General features: G+C 72.0%; 14 protein-coding genes and 1 pseudogene. 7 read left to right on the top strand and 8 right to left on the bottom strand.

Annotated elements, in window-relative coordinates; translation table 11 throughout:
* Positions 1–121: 121 nt before the first annotated feature.
* The 3 genes from ISO16_RS03055 to ku are packed head-to-tail and all read left to right on the top strand — an operon-like array spanning position 122 to position 3,053.
* Positions 122–910: an SDR family oxidoreductase gene (locus tag ISO16_RS03055; protein WP_043798805.1), complete on the top strand. Its 789-nt coding sequence runs from the start codon at positions 122–124 to the stop codon at positions 908–910.
* Positions 911–913: 3 nt separating this feature from the next.
* Positions 914–2,023, top strand: coding sequence for a lycopene cyclase family protein (locus ISO16_RS03050; RefSeq protein WP_006939274.1), 1,110 nt, complete (start codon positions 914–916; stop codon positions 2,021–2,023).
* A gap of 52 nt (positions 2,024–2,075) precedes the next feature.
* Entirely contained in the window at positions 2,076–3,053 is a 978-nt protein-coding gene (gene ku, locus ISO16_RS03045; protein WP_072635240.1) for a non-homologous end joining protein Ku, read from the top strand.
* Between the two features lie 63 nt (positions 3,054–3,116).
* Here the strand turns inward: ku and ISO16_RS03040 are convergent, their stop codons facing one another.
* The 8 genes and pseudogenes from ISO16_RS03040 to ISO16_RS03005 form a co-directional block, all read right to left on the bottom strand.
* Complete coding sequence (locus ISO16_RS03040) at positions 3,117–3,593, bottom strand: MarR family winged helix-turn-helix transcriptional regulator (protein ID WP_029543656.1); 477 nt, start codon at positions 3,591–3,593, stop codon at positions 3,117–3,119.
* 8 nt (positions 3,594–3,601) lie between these two features.
* Positions 3,602–3,982 carry a metal-sulfur cluster assembly factor gene (locus ISO16_RS03035; RefSeq protein WP_006939268.1) on the bottom strand — a complete coding sequence of 127 codons (381 nt, stop codon included), beginning with the start codon at positions 3,980–3,982 and terminating at the stop codon, positions 3,602–3,604.
* A 161-nt stretch (positions 3,983–4,143) separates the two neighbouring features.
* A pseudogene (gene sufU / locus ISO16_RS03030) lies at positions 4,144–4,578 on the bottom strand (Fe-S cluster assembly sulfur transfer protein SufU); the annotation flags it as partial.
* The gene (locus tag ISO16_RS03025; protein WP_072635239.1) at positions 4,578–5,831 is read right to left on the bottom strand and encodes a cysteine desulfurase; all 1,254 of its coding nucleotides are present in this window, start codon (positions 5,829–5,831) and stop codon (positions 4,578–4,580) included. The gene ISO16_RS03025 and the pseudogene sufU, both read right to left, overlap by 1 nt.
* A 14-nt stretch (positions 5,832–5,845) precedes the next feature.
* Positions 5,846–6,646, bottom strand: coding sequence for a Fe-S cluster assembly ATPase SufC (gene sufC / locus ISO16_RS03020; protein WP_006939265.1), 801 nt, complete (start codon positions 6,644–6,646; stop codon positions 5,846–5,848).
* A gap of 44 nt (positions 6,647–6,690) precedes the next feature.
* Positions 6,691–7,926 (bottom strand): Fe-S cluster assembly protein SufD, encoded by a 1,236-nt coding sequence (gene sufD / locus ISO16_RS03015; protein WP_072635238.1) that lies wholly within the window; start codon positions 7,924–7,926, stop codon positions 6,691–6,693.
* Positions 7,927–9,372: a Fe-S cluster assembly protein SufB gene (gene sufB / locus ISO16_RS03010; RefSeq protein WP_006939262.1), complete on the bottom strand. Its 1,446-nt coding sequence runs from the start codon at positions 9,370–9,372 to the stop codon at positions 7,927–7,929.
* Positions 9,373–9,461: 89 nt separating this feature from the next.
* Positions 9,462–10,241, bottom strand: coding sequence for a helix-turn-helix transcriptional regulator (locus ISO16_RS03005; RefSeq protein WP_065922574.1), 780 nt, complete (start codon positions 10,239–10,241; stop codon positions 9,462–9,464).
* Positions 10,242–10,300: 59 nt separating this feature from the next.
* Between ISO16_RS03005 and mptB the strand changes: the two genes are divergently transcribed.
* Genes mptB through ISO16_RS02985 form a run of 4 tightly spaced genes read left to right on the top strand, consistent with a single transcriptional unit; the run spans position 10,301 to position 14,801 of the window.
* Entirely contained in the window at positions 10,301–12,046 is a 1,746-nt protein-coding gene (gene mptB, locus ISO16_RS03000) for a polyprenol phosphomannose-dependent alpha 1,6 mannosyltransferase MptB (RefSeq protein WP_029543646.1), read from the top strand.
* Entirely contained in the window at positions 12,043–12,987 is a 945-nt protein-coding gene (locus tag ISO16_RS02995; protein WP_006939255.1) for an ABC transporter ATP-binding protein, read from the top strand. The genes mptB and ISO16_RS02995 overlap by 4 nt, the downstream gene beginning before the upstream one ends.
* Positions 12,984–13,781 carry an ABC transporter permease gene (locus tag ISO16_RS02990; protein WP_072635237.1) on the top strand — a complete coding sequence of 266 codons (798 nt, stop codon included), beginning with the start codon at positions 12,984–12,986 and terminating at the stop codon, positions 13,779–13,781. Before ISO16_RS02995 ends, ISO16_RS02990 begins: the two co-directional genes overlap by 4 nt.
* Positions 13,782–13,835: 54 nt before the next feature.
* Positions 13,836–14,801, top strand: a complete 966-nt coding sequence (locus tag ISO16_RS02985) for a COX15/CtaA family protein (RefSeq protein WP_006939252.1) — start codon at positions 13,836–13,838, stop codon at positions 14,799–14,801.
* The last annotated feature ends 16 nt before the right edge of the window (positions 14,802–14,817 follow it).

Raw genomic sequence — 14,817 nt, 5'->3', positions numbered from 1 at the left:
GAGGCTCCTCGGGGACGACTCGGATTGGCTGCCAATGATGCCGCAGGGGCAGGCGCACGAACCATTCATTTTACCGTGTCCACCCCGGGATGCCGGGGTGAGATGCGCTACGTTCGCCGGCATGACCACTTCCCCCGACACCTCCCCCGGCTCCGACCTCACGGGCCGCGCGGCGCTGGTCACCGGAGCGAGCCGCGGGATCGGCAAGGCGATCGCCGCGGCGCTGCTCGCCCGCGGCGCGAGCGTGGCCCTCACGGCCCGCCACGCCGAGCCGCTCGCCGAGGCCGCCGGCGAGCTGCGCGCCCTCGGACACGGCGGGCAGGTGCTCGAGCTGCCCGGAAACGCCGGGGACGCCGACACCCGCGCCGAGGCGGTGCGCCGCACCGTCGCCGAGCTCGGCGGGCTCGACATCCTGATCAACAACACCGGCATCAACCCCGTCTACGGGGCGTTGATGGACGCCGACCTGGACGCCGTCCGCAAGATCTTCGACGTCAACGTCGTCGCCGCGCTGGGATTCGTGCAGCAGGCCTACCGCGCGTGGATGGCCGAGCACGGCGGTTCCGTGATCAACGTCGCGAGCGTGGCGGGCCTGCGCTCGACCGGCGTGATCGCCGCGTACGGGGCGTCGAAGGCGGCGCTGATCCGGCTGACCGAGGAGCTGGCCTGGCAGCTGGGGCCGGGCGTGCGCGTCAACGCGGTCGCGCCCGGGGTGGTGAAGACGAGGTTCGCGGCCGCGCTCGTCGCCGGCGGTGAGGACACCGCCGCCGCCCGATACCCGATGGGCCGCCTCGGCACGCCCGAGGACGTCGCCGAGCTGGTCGCGTTCCTGGTCTCCGATGCGGCCGGCTGGATCACCGGGGAGACTGTGCGGGTGGACGGTGGACTGCTGGCGACGGGAGCGATGTAGCGGGTGATAGACGCGGAGGTGCTGGTCGTCGGGCTCGGGCCGGCGGGGCGTGCGGTGGCACACCGGGCGGTCGCCGCGGGTCTCGACGTGCTGGCCGTGGACCCGCAGCCGGATCGGCCGTGGACTGCGACGTATGCGGCGTGGCTCGACGAGCTGCCGTCGTGGCTGCCCCCCTCGGTGCTCGCGGCGCGGGTGGATGAGCCGGCGGCGTGGACGGTGCGGCCACACCGGATCGAGCGCCCCTACGGTGTGTTCGATGCGTCGGCACTGCAGCGAAGCCTGGCGCTGGAGCCGGCGCGGGTACGGGCCGGCCGGGTGGACGCCGTCGCCCCGGATCGCGTCACCCTCGCGGACGGAAGCGTGCTGCGGGCCCGGAGCGTGATCGACGCGCGCGGGGTGCCCGCCGACCGCTCCCGCGCCCAGCAGACCGCCTTCGGGGTCACGGTCGACACCGCCACTGCCGCACCCGTGCTGGAGGGCCGCGCCGCCTGGTTCATGGACTGGCGGCGCGACAACCGCACCCGCTCCGGGGATGCGCCGTCGTTCCTGTACGCGGTGCCGCTCGGCGGCGGCCGGGTGCTGCTGGAGGAGACCTGCCTGGTGGGGCGGCCCGCCATTCCGCTCGCCGAGTTGCGGCGCCGCCTCGAGGCCCGGCTCGCCGCGCGCGGGGTCACGCTGAGCGGGACGGAGCCGGTGGAGCGGGTGCGGTTCGCCGTGCAACCCCCGCCGGGGTCGGCGCGCGGGGTGGCCCGGTTCGGCGCCCGCGGCGGGCTGATGCACCCGGGCACCGGCTACGCGGTGGCGGCGTCGCTGGCGGCGGCCGATCCGGTGGCGCACGCGCTCGCCGGGGGCCGCAGCGCCACGGCGGCGTTGTGGTCCCCGTCCGCGCGTGCGGTCGCGCAGCTGCGCGCCTCGGGGCTGCGGGTGCTGCTGGGACTACGCCCGGAACAGACCCCGGCGTTCTTCGCGGGGTTCTTCACGCTGCCACCGGAACGCCAGCGCTCCTACCTGTCGGGCCGCACCGACCTCGGCGGGACGGTGGCGGCGATGACCCGGATGTTCGCGACGGGTTCGCCGGCGTTGCGCGGGGCGATGCTGCGCGCCCTGTGGTGAGGAGTTCGCCCGGTTCCGCGCGGCGGGCGCCGATCTCGATCATGATGGAACCATGCGTTCGATCTGGAAGGGTTCCATCGCGTTCGGGCTGGTGAACGTGCCGGTGAAGGTGTATTCGGCCACGGAGAGCCACGACATCCGGTTCCACCAGGTGCATGCGAAGGACGGCGGGCGGATCAAGTACGACCGGATCTGCACCGAGTGCGGCGAGTCGGTGCCCTACGCCGAGATCGACAAGGCCTACGACTCCGACGAGGGCGTGCGGGTGGTGCTCGCCGACGAGGACTTCGACAAGCTGCCCGTCGCGGAGAAACACGAGATCCCGGTGCTGCAGTTCGTCCCGACCGAGCAGATCGACCCGATCCTGTTCGAGAAGTCGTACTACCTCGAGCCGGACTCGTCGTCGCCGAAGGCGTACACGCTGCTGGCCGAGACGCTCACGCAGACCGATCGCACCGCACTGGTGCACTTCACGCTGCGGCAGCGCACCCGGCTGGCGGCGCTGCGCAACCGCGACGGCGTGCTCGTGCTGCAGACCCTGCTGTGGCCGGACGAGGTGCGGTCGGTGGCGTTCCCGGTGCTCGACGACGCGGAGCCGCCGAAGCAGAAGGAACTGGCGATGGCGGAGATGCTCGTCGAGTCGATGGCCGACGACTTCCGTCCGGACGAGTTCACCGACGAGTACCAGGTCGAGCTGCGGTCGCTGATCGACGACATCATCGCCCGGGGCGGCGAGAAGGTGCTGCCGGTGACCCCGGCGGGGGAACCCGCCGCCGAGGACGCCGAGGTGCTGGACCTGGTGGCTGCGCTGCAGCGCAGCGTGGACGCCGCCGCGGCCGGCGACGAGCCGGGCGCGGCCGCGCCCGCCCGGGGCGCGGCGGCGAAGAAGACGCCCGCCAGGAAGAGCGCCGCGAAGAAGACGCCGGCGAAGAAGACCACGGCCGAGAAGCCCACCGCGAAGAAGACGGCGGCGAAGAAGACCACCGAGAAGGCCCCCGCGAAGAAGTCCACCGCGCGCAAGCGGGCCTGAGGCCCCGGCACCGGCCGGGGCCTCAGGTGTCGGATGGGTGCCGGCCGCGGCCGGCACCACATCTCAGTCCAGTCCGTCGCCGAGGCGGCGCAGGAGCGCCGTGAGCTGCTCCACGTCGGCCGTGTCCCATGCGGACAGCCGGCGACGCCAGCGCGCCGTCTGCTCGCGCTGCAGCGCGGTCAGCCGCTCCCGGCCTTCCGGGGTGAGCGCCACGAGCCGCGCCCGCGCGTCCTGCGGGTCCGTCGTCCGCTCGACCAGGCCGAGCCGGGCGGCGGCGTCGATGCGCCGCGTCAACGTCGACTTCTCGATGGCGAGATCCGCGAGCAGCTCCGACATCGCCACCGCGTCGGCGCGGCCGAGCAGCACCAGCAGCGGGTAGCACGCCGGATCCAGCCGGGGGTGGACGGCGCGGGCCCGCTCCCCCATCTGTGCCCGGCCGCGGCGCATCAGCGCCATGAACTCGTGTTCGAGGGCGGTGATCGGATCCGGGGAGCTGCCGGCCCCCGGATCCGGGGGCGCCTGGGAGCTGGGCCGGGTCACCGGCCGCGTCAGACGGTGAAGCCGAGCGCGCGCAGCTGCTCGCGACCGTCCTCGGTGATCTTGTCCGGCCCCCACGGCGGCATCCACACCCAGTTGATGCGCAGCTCGTCGCACAGGCCGCTGCGGACGAGAGCGTTGCGGGACTGGTCCTCGATCACATCGGTGAGCGGGCAGGCCGCCGACGTGAGCGTCATGTCGATGGTGACGGCCTCGTCGTCCTCGGTGATGCCGTAGACCAGGCCCAGGTCGACGACGTTGATTCCGAGCTCGGGATCGACGACGTCGCGCATCGCCTCCTCGAGCTCCTCGAACCGCTCGGGGTCGAGGGTGGGAGCCGCGTCCGGGGCTGCGGCGGTGGTCTCGTCCGCCGGGGTCACGGGTTCGGTCATCAGTTCTGTCCTCCGCTGGCTACGGGTGCGGTGCTGTGAGTGCTGTGGGTGCTGTCTCCGACAGCGGTGCTGTGGGTGCTTTCCCCGACAGCGGTGCTGTGGATGCTGTCTCCGACAGCGGTGCTGTGGATGCTGTCTCCGACAGCGGTGCTGTGGATGCTGTCGGCGATCTGCACGACGGCGTCCTTGAAGGCCATCCAGCCCAGCAGCGCACACTTCACGCGCGCCGGGTATTTCGAGACGCCGGCGAAGGCGATGCCGTCGCCGAGTACGTCCTCGTCGCCCTCGACGGTCCCGCGGCTGCCGACCATCTCCGCGAACGCGTCGACGGTGGCCAGGGCCCGGTCCAGCGGCTCCCCGATCACCTGGTCGGTGAGCACCGAGGTGGACGCCTGGCTGATCGAGCAGCCCTGCCCGTCGTAGGAGACGTCCGCGACGGTGCCGTCGTCGGCGAGATGCACCCGCAGCGTCACCTCGTCGCCGCAGGTGGGGTTCACGTGGTGCACCTCCGCGCCGTAGGGCTCGCGCAGACCCCGGTGGTGCGGGTGCTTGTAGTGGTCCAGGATGACCTCCTGGTACATCTGCTCCATCCGCATCAGCGCGCTCCGAAGAAGGCCTGGGCCCGGCGGATCGCCGCGCCGAGCGCGGCCACCTCGTCGAGCGTGTTGTACACGGCGAAGGAGGCGCGGGCGGTCGCCGCGACCCCGAATCGACGGTGCAGCGGCCACGCGCAGTGGTGCCCGACGCGGATCTCGACGCCCTCGTCGTCGAGGATCTGCCCGAGATCGTGGGCGTGGATGCCGTCGACGACGAACGACACCGCCCCGCCGCGCTGCTCGGCCGTGGTGGGGCCGACGATCCGCACGCCGTCGATGCCGGCGAGTTCGGCGAGGGCCGCCGCGGTGAGCTCGTGCTCGTGCGCGGCGACGGCGTCCATGCCGATCTGCTGCAGATACCGCACCGCGGCGCCGAGACCGACGGCCTGCGACGACATCGGTGAGCCGGCCTCGAAGCGCTGCGGCGGCGGCGCGAACGTCGACGCCTCCATGGTGACGGTTTCGATCATCGAGCCGCCGGTGATGAACGGCGGCACGTCGGCGAGCAGCTCACGGCGGCCGTAGAGGACGCCGACGCCGGAGGGGCCGAACATCTTGTGGCCGGAGAACGCGGCGAAGTCGACGCCGAGCGCGTGGAAGTCCACGCTCATGTGCGGCACGGACTGGCAGGCGTCGAGGACGACGATCGCGTCGACGGCCTTCGCGCGCCGTACCAGCTCCTCGACCGGCGCCACGGCCCCGGTGACGTTGGACTGGTGGGTGAAGGCGACGACCTTGACCCGGTCGGTGAGTTCGAGGGAGTCGACGTCGATGCGGCCGTCGTCGGTCACGCCGAACCAGCGCAGCGTCGCGCCGGTGCGCCGGGCGAGTTCCTGCCAGGGCACCAGGTTGGCGTGGTGTTCGAGTTCGGTGACGACGATCTCGTCGCCGGGCCCGAGGCGCCGCGGGAACCGGGCGTCGGCGAAGGCGTAGGCGACGAGGTTGAGCGATTCGGTGGCGTTCTTGGTGAACACCACCTCGTCGGGATCCGCGCCGACGAAGTCGGCGATCACGGCGCGGGCGCCCTCGTAGGCGTCGGTGGCCTCCTCGGACAGCTCGTGCGCTCCCCGGTGCACGGCCGCGTTGCAGGTGGTCAGGAACGCGCGTTCGGCGTCGAGGACCTGCGTCGGGCGCTGCGAGGTGGCCCCGGAGTCGAGGTAGACCAGGGGCTTTCCGTCGCGCACCGTGCGCCCGAGGATCGGGAAGTCGGCCCGGATCCGGGCGACCTCCACCGTGGGCACCTGCACCGTCATCGGCTCACTGCTCCTTACTTGTCGGCACCCGCGGCCGCGGCGGCGGCCTGGGTGAAGCGCACGTAACCGTTGGTCTCGAGTTCCTCGGCCAGCTCCGCGCCGCCGGACTCGACGACGCGGCCGCCGACGAACACGTGCACGAACTGCGGCTTGATGTAGCGCAGGATGCGGGTGTAGTGGGTGATCAGCAGCACGCCGCCGTGCTCGCGTTCCTGGTAGCGGTTGACGCCCTCGGACACCACGCGCAGCGCGTCGACGTCGAGGCCGGAGTCGGTCTCGTCGAGGATGGCGATCTTCGGCGCGAGCAGGCCCAGCTGCAGGATCTCGTGGCGCTTCTTCTCGCCACCGGAGAAGCCCTCGTTGACGGAGCGGTCACCGAACGCCGGGTCGATGTCGAGTTCGGTCATCGCCGACTTGACCTCCTTGACCCAGTGCCGCAGCTTCGGTGCCTCGCCGCGGACCGCGGTCGCGGCGGTGCGCAGGAAGTTCGACATGGACACGCCCGGAACCTCGACGGGGTACTGCATGGCCAGGAACAGGCCGGCGCGGGCCCGCTCGTCCACGCTCATCGCGAGCACGTCCTCGCCGTTGAGGGTGATCGACCCGGAGGTCACCTCGTACTTGGGGTGGCCGGCGATGGCGTACGACAGGGTGGACTTGCCCGACCCGTTGGGGCCCATGATGGCGTGCGTCTCCCCGGACCGGACGGTGAGGTTCACGCCCTTGAGGATGTTGATCGGCTCGGCGTTGTCGTCGGTCTGGGCGACGCGGACGTGCAGGTCCTTGATCTCGAGGACGTTCTGCTCGGGGGACATGTCGGTAACGGTTCCTTCGCGAAGATGGGGAGAACGGGTGGGGGTCAGGCGCCGACGGCGGCGAGCTCGGCCTCGATGGCGGCCTCGAGCCGCTCCCGGACGGCGGGCACGGTGATCTTCTCGACGAGTTCGTGGAAGAATCCGCGGACCACCAGGCGGCGCGCCTGCTCCTCGGAGATGCCGCGGGCACGCAGGTAGAACAGCTGCTCGTCGTCGAACCGGCCGGTGGCGCTGGCGTGACCGGCGCCGACGATCTCGCCGGTCTCGATCTCGAGGTTGGGCACCGAGTCGGCGCGGGCACCGTCGGTGAGCACCAGGTTGCGGTTCAGCTCGAAGGTGTCGGTGCCCTCGGCCTCGGCGCGGATGAGCACGTCCCCGATCCACACGGTGTGCGCGTCCGGCTTGCCGGAGCCCGGATCGCCCTGCAGGGCACCCTTGTACACCACGTTGGACTTGCAGTGCGGCTGCGCGTGGTCCACGAGCAGGCGCTGCTCGAGGTGCTGGCCGGCGTCGGCGAAGTACAGACCGAGCATTTCGGCGTCGCCACCGGGCGCGTCGTACCTGACGGTCGGCGACACGCGCACGAGGTCACCGCCGAGGCCGACGGTGAAGTGCCGCAGCACGGCGTCGCGGCCGAGGCGGGCGTGGTGGGCCGTCACGTGTACCGCATCGTCGGCCCAGTCCTGGATGGCGACGATGTTCAGGCGCGAGCTGTCGCCGAGGACGAACTCGACGTTCTCCGCGTAGGTGCCGGAACCGCGCTGGTCGAGGACGACGGTGACCGACGCGAACGGCTCGAGCCGCACCTGCAGGTGTCCGAACGCGACCTTCCCCTCCCCGGGGCCGGTGACGGTGATCGTGACCGGCTCGGTGACCTCGACCTCGCGGCCGACGGTGACGACGGTGGCGGTGGTGAAGCCCGAGTAGGCCTGGGCGGCGACACGGTCGGCCGGCACGCCGCCTTGGCCGAGGCGGGCATCGTCGCGGCCGACGGTCTCGACCTGCACCCCCTCGACGGGGGTGACCTCGACGGTGGTGGCGCCGTCGGCGACCGCGGTGCCGTCGTGCAGGCCCCGCAGCCGGCGCAGCGGGGTGAACCGCCAGGCCTCGTCGCGTCCGGAGGGGATCTCGAAGGCGTTCACGTCGAACGACGTGAAGACCTCCCCCTTGTTGACGGCCGGCCCGCGGGCGGTCTTGATCGCGGGCCCGGCGGTGTTCTCCGAGCGCACGGCTCCCTGCACCCCGGTGGCGGTGGGGGTGTTCTTCGCTTCCGCAGTCATTTAGCCGACTGCCCCTTCCATCTGCAGTTCGATCAGGCGGTTGAGCTCGAGCGCGTACTCCATCGGCAGTTCCTTGGCGATGGGCTCGACGAAGCCGCGCACCACCATCGCCATCGCCTCGTCCTCGGTCAGTCCGCGGCTCATCAGGTAGAACAGCTGGTCGTCGGAGACCTTGGAGACGGTCGCCTCGTGGCCCATCGTCACGTCGTCCTCACGGATGTCGACGTACGGGTAGGTGTCCGAGCGGGAGATCTGGTCGACGAGCAGTGCATCGCACTTGACGGTCGACTTCGACCCGTGGGCGCCCTTGTTGACCTGGACCAGGCCGCGGTAGGAGGCGCGACCGCCGCCGCGGGCCACCGACTTCGACACGATGGTCGAGGAGGTGTGCGGCGCCAGGTGCAGCATCTTCGCGCCGGTGTCCTGGTGCTGGCCCTCGCCGGCGAACGCCACGGACAGCACCTCGCCGCGGGCGTGCTCACCCATCATCCATACGGCCGGGTACTTCATGGTGACCTTGGAACCGATGTTGCCGTCGATCCACTCCATCGAGCCGCCGGCCTCGACCTTGGTGCGCTTGGTGACGAGGTTGTAGACGTTGTTCGACCAGTTCTGGATGGTCGTGTAGCGGCAGTGCCCGCCCTTCTTGACGATGATCTCCACCACCGCCGAGTGCAGCGAGTCCGACTTGTAGATCGGGGCGGTGCAGCCCTCGACGTAGTGCACGGAGGCGCCCTCGTCGACGATGATCAGGGTCCGCTCGAACTGGCCCATGTTCTCGGTGTTGATCCGGAAGTAGGCCTGCAGCGGGATGTCGACGTGCACGCCGGGCGGGACGTAGATGAACGAGCCGCCCGACCACACGGCGGTGTTCAGCGCGGAGAACTTGTTGTCGCCGGCCGGGATGACCGACCCGAAGTACTCCTTGAAGATCTCCGGGTGCTCGCGCAGGCCGGTGTCGGTGTCGAGGAAGATCACACCCTGGGACTCGAGGTCCTCACGGATCTGGTGGTAGACCACCTCCGACTCGTACTGCGCGGCGACACCGGCGACGAGGCGCTGCTTCTCCGCCTCGGGGATGCCGAGCCGGTCGTAGGTGTTCTTGATGTCCTCGGGCAGCTCTTCCCAGCTCGCGGCCTGCTTCTCGGTGGAGCGCACGAAGTACTTGATGTTGTCGAAGTCGATGCCCTCCAGGTTCGAGCCCCACACCGGCATCGGCTTCTTCTCGAAGGTGCGCAGCGCCTTGAGGCGGATGTCGAGCATCCACTCGGGCTCGTCCTTCTTCGCGGAGATGTCGCGCACGACCGCCTCGGACAGGCCTCGCTGGGCCGTGGCGCCGGCGGCGTCGGAATCCGACCAGCCGTAGCCGTAGTGACCGAGGGACGCGATGGTCTCCTCCTGTGTCAGCGGCGCGCCGGCCGACGCCTGATCCGATGTGACGGTCATGTGAGCTCCTTCCGGAGTCTTGTTCGGTGCCGGCGAGGGCTGATCGCCGGCGGACAACGTGTTGCTCTGTCGGGGGAAGCGGGTCGTGCTCAGGTCTTGCCGATGTCCGGCGGCAGCACCGGGACGTGGGTGGTGCAGAAACTGTCGCCGTTGGCGATGGTCGCCAGCCGCTGCACATGGGTGCCCAGGATCTCGGTGAACGCCTCCCGTTCGGCCTCGCACAGCTCCGGGAACTGCTCGGCCACGTGCGAGACCGGGCAGTGGTGCTGGCAGATCTGCACGCCGGTGCCCACCCGCCGGGTCGACGCCGCGAACCCGGCGTCGGTGAACGCCGCCGCGATGTCCTCGGCGGTGGCCTCGATCTCGGTGGCGCTCCCGGACTCCGCGGGCGGGACCCCGCCGAGGATGGACTGCACGCGCCGCCGGGCGAAGTCCTCGACGGCGGCCTCGCCGCCGACCTCCCGCAGGTGCCGCATCGCAGCACTGGCGAGGTCGTCGTAGGAGTGTCCCAGCCGGGCCCGGCCCACCGCGGTGAGCTGGAATCGGCGCGCCGGCCGTCCCCGTCCCCGGCCCTCCCGCCGCGGCGGCGGAGCAGCCTGGGCCTCGCCGGTGTCGATGAGGGCGTCGAGGTGGCGGCGCACCCCGGCCGCGCTCAGGCCGAGCCGGGCACCGATCTCGGTGGCCGTGATCGGACCCTCCTCGAGCAGCAGCTGCACCACCGCCGCCCGGGTCTGGCCCTCGTGCGTGCCCGGCGCCTGGGTGACCGGGAACGCGGCGACAGGCGTGTGACCTGCGCGTTCCTCGTGCACCCGGGCAGCGGACGTCGTTTTCACAACACCAGTGTGACGGAATTCCCCGGGCCGGTCCACAAAGGGTGCCCTACCTAACTGCGGCGGGGCCCGGTTCCCGGCCCCGCTACGCTGCTCGGGTGCCGTCGCCCACCGTGGAACCCGACCCGACCGGCCCGGCGCCGAGCCGCCGCGCCGCGGACCTCGGAGCCCGTGCCGTGGAACTCGGCCGCCGTGCCCTCGGACTCGACGGCCGCGGCGGCGACCCGGCCGTGGCCGCGATCCTGCACGGCGACGAACTCGAGGGCCGCGGCCTCGACGCCACCGAGACCACCCAGTTGCACCGGATCCGGTTGTTCGGCGCGACGGGCACCGTGCTCATGGCGGTCGGCGCGCTCGGCGCCGGCGCGCAGCCGGTGCTGCAGAATCCCGTCCAGGGTCTGCGCCTGCTCGGGCTGCCCGCGCGCATGCCCAGCGCCGCGCTGACCCTCACCATGACCGGCACCGTGCTGGTGGTCCTCGCGTGGCTGTTGCTCGGCCGCTTCGCGATCGGCCGCCGCGACCCGGACGGGGTGCCCCGCCGGCTCACCCGCTCCCAGCTCGACCGCACGCTGCTGCTGTGGATCCTGCCGTTGATCGTGGCACCCCCGATGTTCAGCAAGGATGTGTACTCGTATCTCGCGCAGAGCGAGATCGCCGCCCGCGGACTCGACCCGTACGGGATCGGCCCGGCCGGTGCCCTGGGCGTCGACCACGTCCTGACCCGTACCGTGCCCAACATCTGGCGCGACACCCCCGCCCCCTACGGACCGGCGATCCTGTGGCTGGGGCAGCGCATCACCGACCTGACCGGCGAGAACATCGTCGCCGGGGTCTTCCTGCACCGCGTCTCCGCGCTCGCCGGGGTCGCGCTGATCGTGTGGGCGCTGCCGCGGCTCGCGCGCCGCTGCGGCGTCGCCTCCGTCAGCGCCCTGTGGCTCGGCGCGGCCAACCCGCTGCTGCTGTTCCACCTCGTCGCCGGCATCCACAACGAGGCCCTGATGCTCGGCCTCATGCTCGCCGGTCTCGAGCTCGCGCTGCGCGGCATCCACACCCCCGATCCGGCGGGGCCGCTGCGCGGCCGGGCACTCGCCTGGCTGCTGGCCGGTTCCGCCGTGATCGCGTTGTCGTCGATGGTGAAGGTCCCCTCGCTGCTCGCCCTCGGCTTCGTCGGGATGGCGCTCGCGCACCGCTGGGGCGGCACCCTGCGCGCCGTGGCCGCCGCCGCCGCACTGCTCGCCGTGGTCGCCGCCGTCGTCGTGGGCGCGGTCAGCTGGGGCAGCGGCCTCGGCTTCGGCTGGACCCAGACGCTCGGCACCGCAACCGAGGTGCGCAGCTGGATGTCCATCCCGACGCTGCTCGGCCTGGGCACCGGCCTGGCCGGGGTGCTGCTCGGGCTCGGCGACCACACCACCGCGATCCTGTCGCTCACCCGGCCCGTCGCCGCGCTGATCGCGGCGCTGGTGACGGTGCGGATGATGTTGGCGGTGCTCACCGGCCGGCTGCATCCCGTCGGCGCGCTCGGCGTGTCCCTCGGCGCTATCGTGCTGCTGTTCCCGGTGGTGCAGCCGTGGTACCTGCTGTGGGCGGTGATCCCCCTGGCCGCGTGGGCCACCCGGCCGATCTTCCGGCTCCCCACGGTGGCGTTCTCGTCGCTGGTGAGCGTGATCCTCATGCCCAACGGCGGCGAGTACCAGCCGTTCATCATCGTCCAGGCGGCCATCGCGACGGTCGTCGTCGTGGGCCTGGCCATCTTCGCCACCCGCAACCGGCTGCCCTGGCGCGACGAGGAGGACGCACCACCGCGTCCCGCCGATTCGCCCGGCGCCTACGCTGGAACCTCGTGACCTCGAGATCCCCCGTCGCTGCGCCACCCGCCGTACGCCTGGAGGGCGTCGTCAAGCGATTCGGCGACCTCACCGCGGTCGACGGTCTCGACCTGACCGTCGAACGCGCCCAGGTACTCGCGCTGCTCGGCCCCAACGGTGCCGGCAAGACCACCACCGTGGAGATGTGCGAGGGCTTCGTCGCACCCGATTCCGGCACCGTGCGCGTCCTCGGGCTCGACCCGATCGCCGACTCCGAGGCCCTGCGCCCGCGGATCGGGGTCATGCTCCAGGGCGGCGGCGCCTACCCGGGGTCCAAGGCCGGGGAGATGCTCGACCTGGTGGCTGCCTATTCCGCGGATCCGCTGGATCCGGCCTGGCTGCTGCGCAGCCTCGGGCTCGAGGAGGCCCGCCGCACCCCGTACCGGCGGCTGTCCGGCGGGCAGCAGCAGCGGCTCGCGCTGGCGTGCGCGCTCGTCGGCCGGCCGGAACTCGTCTTCCTCGACGAGCCGACCGCAGGTCTGGACGCGCAGGCGCGGTTGCTGGTCTGGGAACTGATCGACGCCCTGCGGCGCGACGGAGTCGCGGTGCTGCTCACCACGCACCTGATGGACGAGGCGGAGGAGCTCGCCGACGAGGTCGTCATCATCGATCACGGCCGGATCGTGGCCGCCGGTACCCCCGCCGAGGTCGCCCGCACCGGCGCGGAGGGCCAGTTGTGGCTCACCGCCGCCGCGGGTCTGGACCTCGCTCCCCTGCGCGCCGCCCTGCCGGACACGTTCCGGGTGCGCGAGGCCGGTCCCGGCCGGTACCTGGTGGAGGGCCCCATCGATCCGCAGGTCGTCGCGGTGGCCGCGTCGTGGTGCGCGGACCAGGGCGTCCTGGCCAGCGAGATCCGGGTGGACCAGCGCAGCCTCGAGGACGTGTTCCTGGACCTGACCGGACGGGAGATCCGAGGATGAGCATGTCGCACGAGCGGCTGCCGGCCAACCGGTTCGCCCCCGGCACCTTCAGCCCGCGGCCCCGGCCGAACGCCCCGGCGGCGATGCTCGCCGCGCAGACCCGCATGGAACTGCTGCTGCTGCTGCGCAACGGCGAGCAGCTGCTGCTGACGATGTTCATCCCGATCACCCTGCTGATCGGGCTCACCCTGCTCCCGATCGGCGACCTCGGCGCCACCCGGGTCGACCGGGTCCTGCCGGCCGTGATGACGGTCGCGGTGATGTCCACGGCGTTCACCGGGCAGGCCATCGCGGTCGGATTCGACCGCAGATACGGTGCATTGAAAAGACTCGGCGCCACCGCGCTGCCGAAGTGGGGCATCATCGCAGGCAAGAGCGGCGCGGTCGCGCTCGTCGTCGCGCTGCAATCGATTCTGCTGGGCGGCATCGGCCTCGCCCTCGGCTGGCGCCCCGAGCCGGTCGGGCTGCTCCTCGGGGCCGTCGTCATCGCGCTGGGCACCGTGACGTTCGCGACGCTGGGCCTGCTGCTCGGCGGCACGCTGCGCGCCGAGATCGTGCTGGCCCTGGCCAACATCATCTGGTTCGTGCTGCTCGGCATCGGCAGCGTCGTCCTCGCCGGCGACGGCCTGCACGAGGCGGTGGTGCACGTGGCCCGCCTGGTTCCGTCGGGGGCGCTCGCCCTCGCCCTCGACGACGCGCTGCGCGGCAGCATCGACTGGCTGGCCGTCGCGATCCTCGGCGCGTGGGCGGCCGTCGGCGGCTTCCTGGCGAGCCGGCTGTTCCGCTTCGTCTGATCCGGCACCCCACCCCACTACAGCCTGTAGTGGACCGGCCCGTACCATCGTCATGTGCTGTATCGCGGCTTTCTGAGCCTTGTCGACCGTCTGCCCCTGCCGTCCCTGCGGACCCAGCGGCTGCTCGCGCTGATCGCGATCCTGACCCAGGGCGGTATCGCCGTGACCGGGTCGATCGTCCGCGTGACCGCGTCCGGCCTGGGGTGCCCCACCTGGCCGCAGTGCTTCCCGGGCAGCTTCGTGCCCGTCGGCGTGTCCGAGGAGGTCGCCACCCTGCACCAGGTCGTCGAGTTCGGCAACCGGCTGCTGACCTTCGTCGTCGTCGCCTCCGCCGCGGCGGTCGTGCTGGCCGTGACCCGCGCCCGGCGCCGCCGCGAGGTCCTCACCTATGCCTGGCTGATGCCCGCCGGCACCGTCCTGCAGGCCGTCATCGGCGGCATCACCGTGCTCGCCGGCCTGGCCTGGTGGACCGTGGCGGTGCACCTGCTGGCGTCGATGCTGATGGTGTGGCTCGCGGTGCTGCTGTACGCGAAGGTCGGCGAGCCCGACGACGGGGTGGTCGTGGAGACGATCCCCCGCCCGCTGCGGACCCTCACCGCCCTGTCCGCTGCGCTGCTCGCCGGGGTGCTCGTCGCGGGCACGATGGTCACCGGCGCCGGCCCGCACGCCGGCGACAAGAGCGCCGACAGGCCGGTGCCGCGCCTCGAGATGGACATCGAGTCGCTGGTGCACCTGCACGCCGAGCTGCTCGTCGGATACCTCGGCCTGCTCGTCGGCCTGGCCTTCGCGCTGTACGCCGTCGCCGCCCCCCATCCGGTGAAGAAGCGCCTGCACGTGCTGCTCGCCCTCGTCGTCGCCCAGGCCCTGGTCGGGGTCGTGCAGTACTTCACCGACGTGCCCGCCGCACTCGTCGCCGTGCACGTCGCCGGTGCCGGGCTGTGCACGGCCGCCACGGCGGCGGTGTGGGCGGCCGGGCGGGTCCGCACCACCGAACCGGTCCGCGAACCGGTCACCGTCTGACGCCGGCGCACGCGAT

Source organism: Rhodococcus sp. M8 (genome assembly GCF_015654185.1).
In the GTDB taxonomy this organism is placed as follows: domain Bacteria; phylum Actinomycetota; class Actinomycetes; order Mycobacteriales; family Mycobacteriaceae; genus Rhodococcus; species Rhodococcus aetherivorans.
Note: the sequence above shows the minus strand (reverse complement) of the source record. Positions and strands in the feature narration are given on the sequence as shown.

What these genes read in the sequence shown, in the direction of transcription:
- ISO16_RS03055 (WP_043798805.1), top strand. Translation starts at nt 122, where the DNA reads ATGACCACTTCCCCCGACACCTCCCCCGGCTCCGACCTCACGGGCCGC.
- ku (WP_072635240.1), top strand. Translation starts at nt 2,076, where the DNA reads ATGCGTTCGATCTGGAAGGGTTCCATCGCGTTCGGGCTGGTGAACGTG.
- ISO16_RS03035 (WP_006939268.1), bottom strand. Translation starts at nt 3,982, where the DNA reads ATGACCGAACCCGTGACCCCGGCGGACGAGACCACCGCCGCAGCCCCG.
- ISO16_RS03025 (WP_072635239.1), bottom strand. Translation starts at nt 5,831, where the DNA reads ATGACGGTGCAGGTGCCCACGGTGGAGGTCGCCCGGATCCGGGCCGAC.
- sufC (WP_006939265.1), bottom strand. Translation starts at nt 6,646, where the DNA reads ATGTCCCCCGAGCAGAACGTCCTCGAGATCAAGGACCTGCACGTCCGC.
- sufD (WP_072635238.1), bottom strand. Translation starts at nt 7,926, where the DNA reads ATGACTGCGGAAGCGAAGAACACCCCCACCGCCACCGGGGTGCAGGGA.
- sufB (WP_006939262.1), bottom strand. Translation starts at nt 9,372, where the DNA reads ATGACCGTCACATCGGATCAGGCGTCGGCCGGCGCGCCGCTGACACAG.
- ISO16_RS02990 (WP_072635237.1), top strand. Translation starts at nt 12,984, where the DNA reads ATGAGCATGTCGCACGAGCGGCTGCCGGCCAACCGGTTCGCCCCCGGC.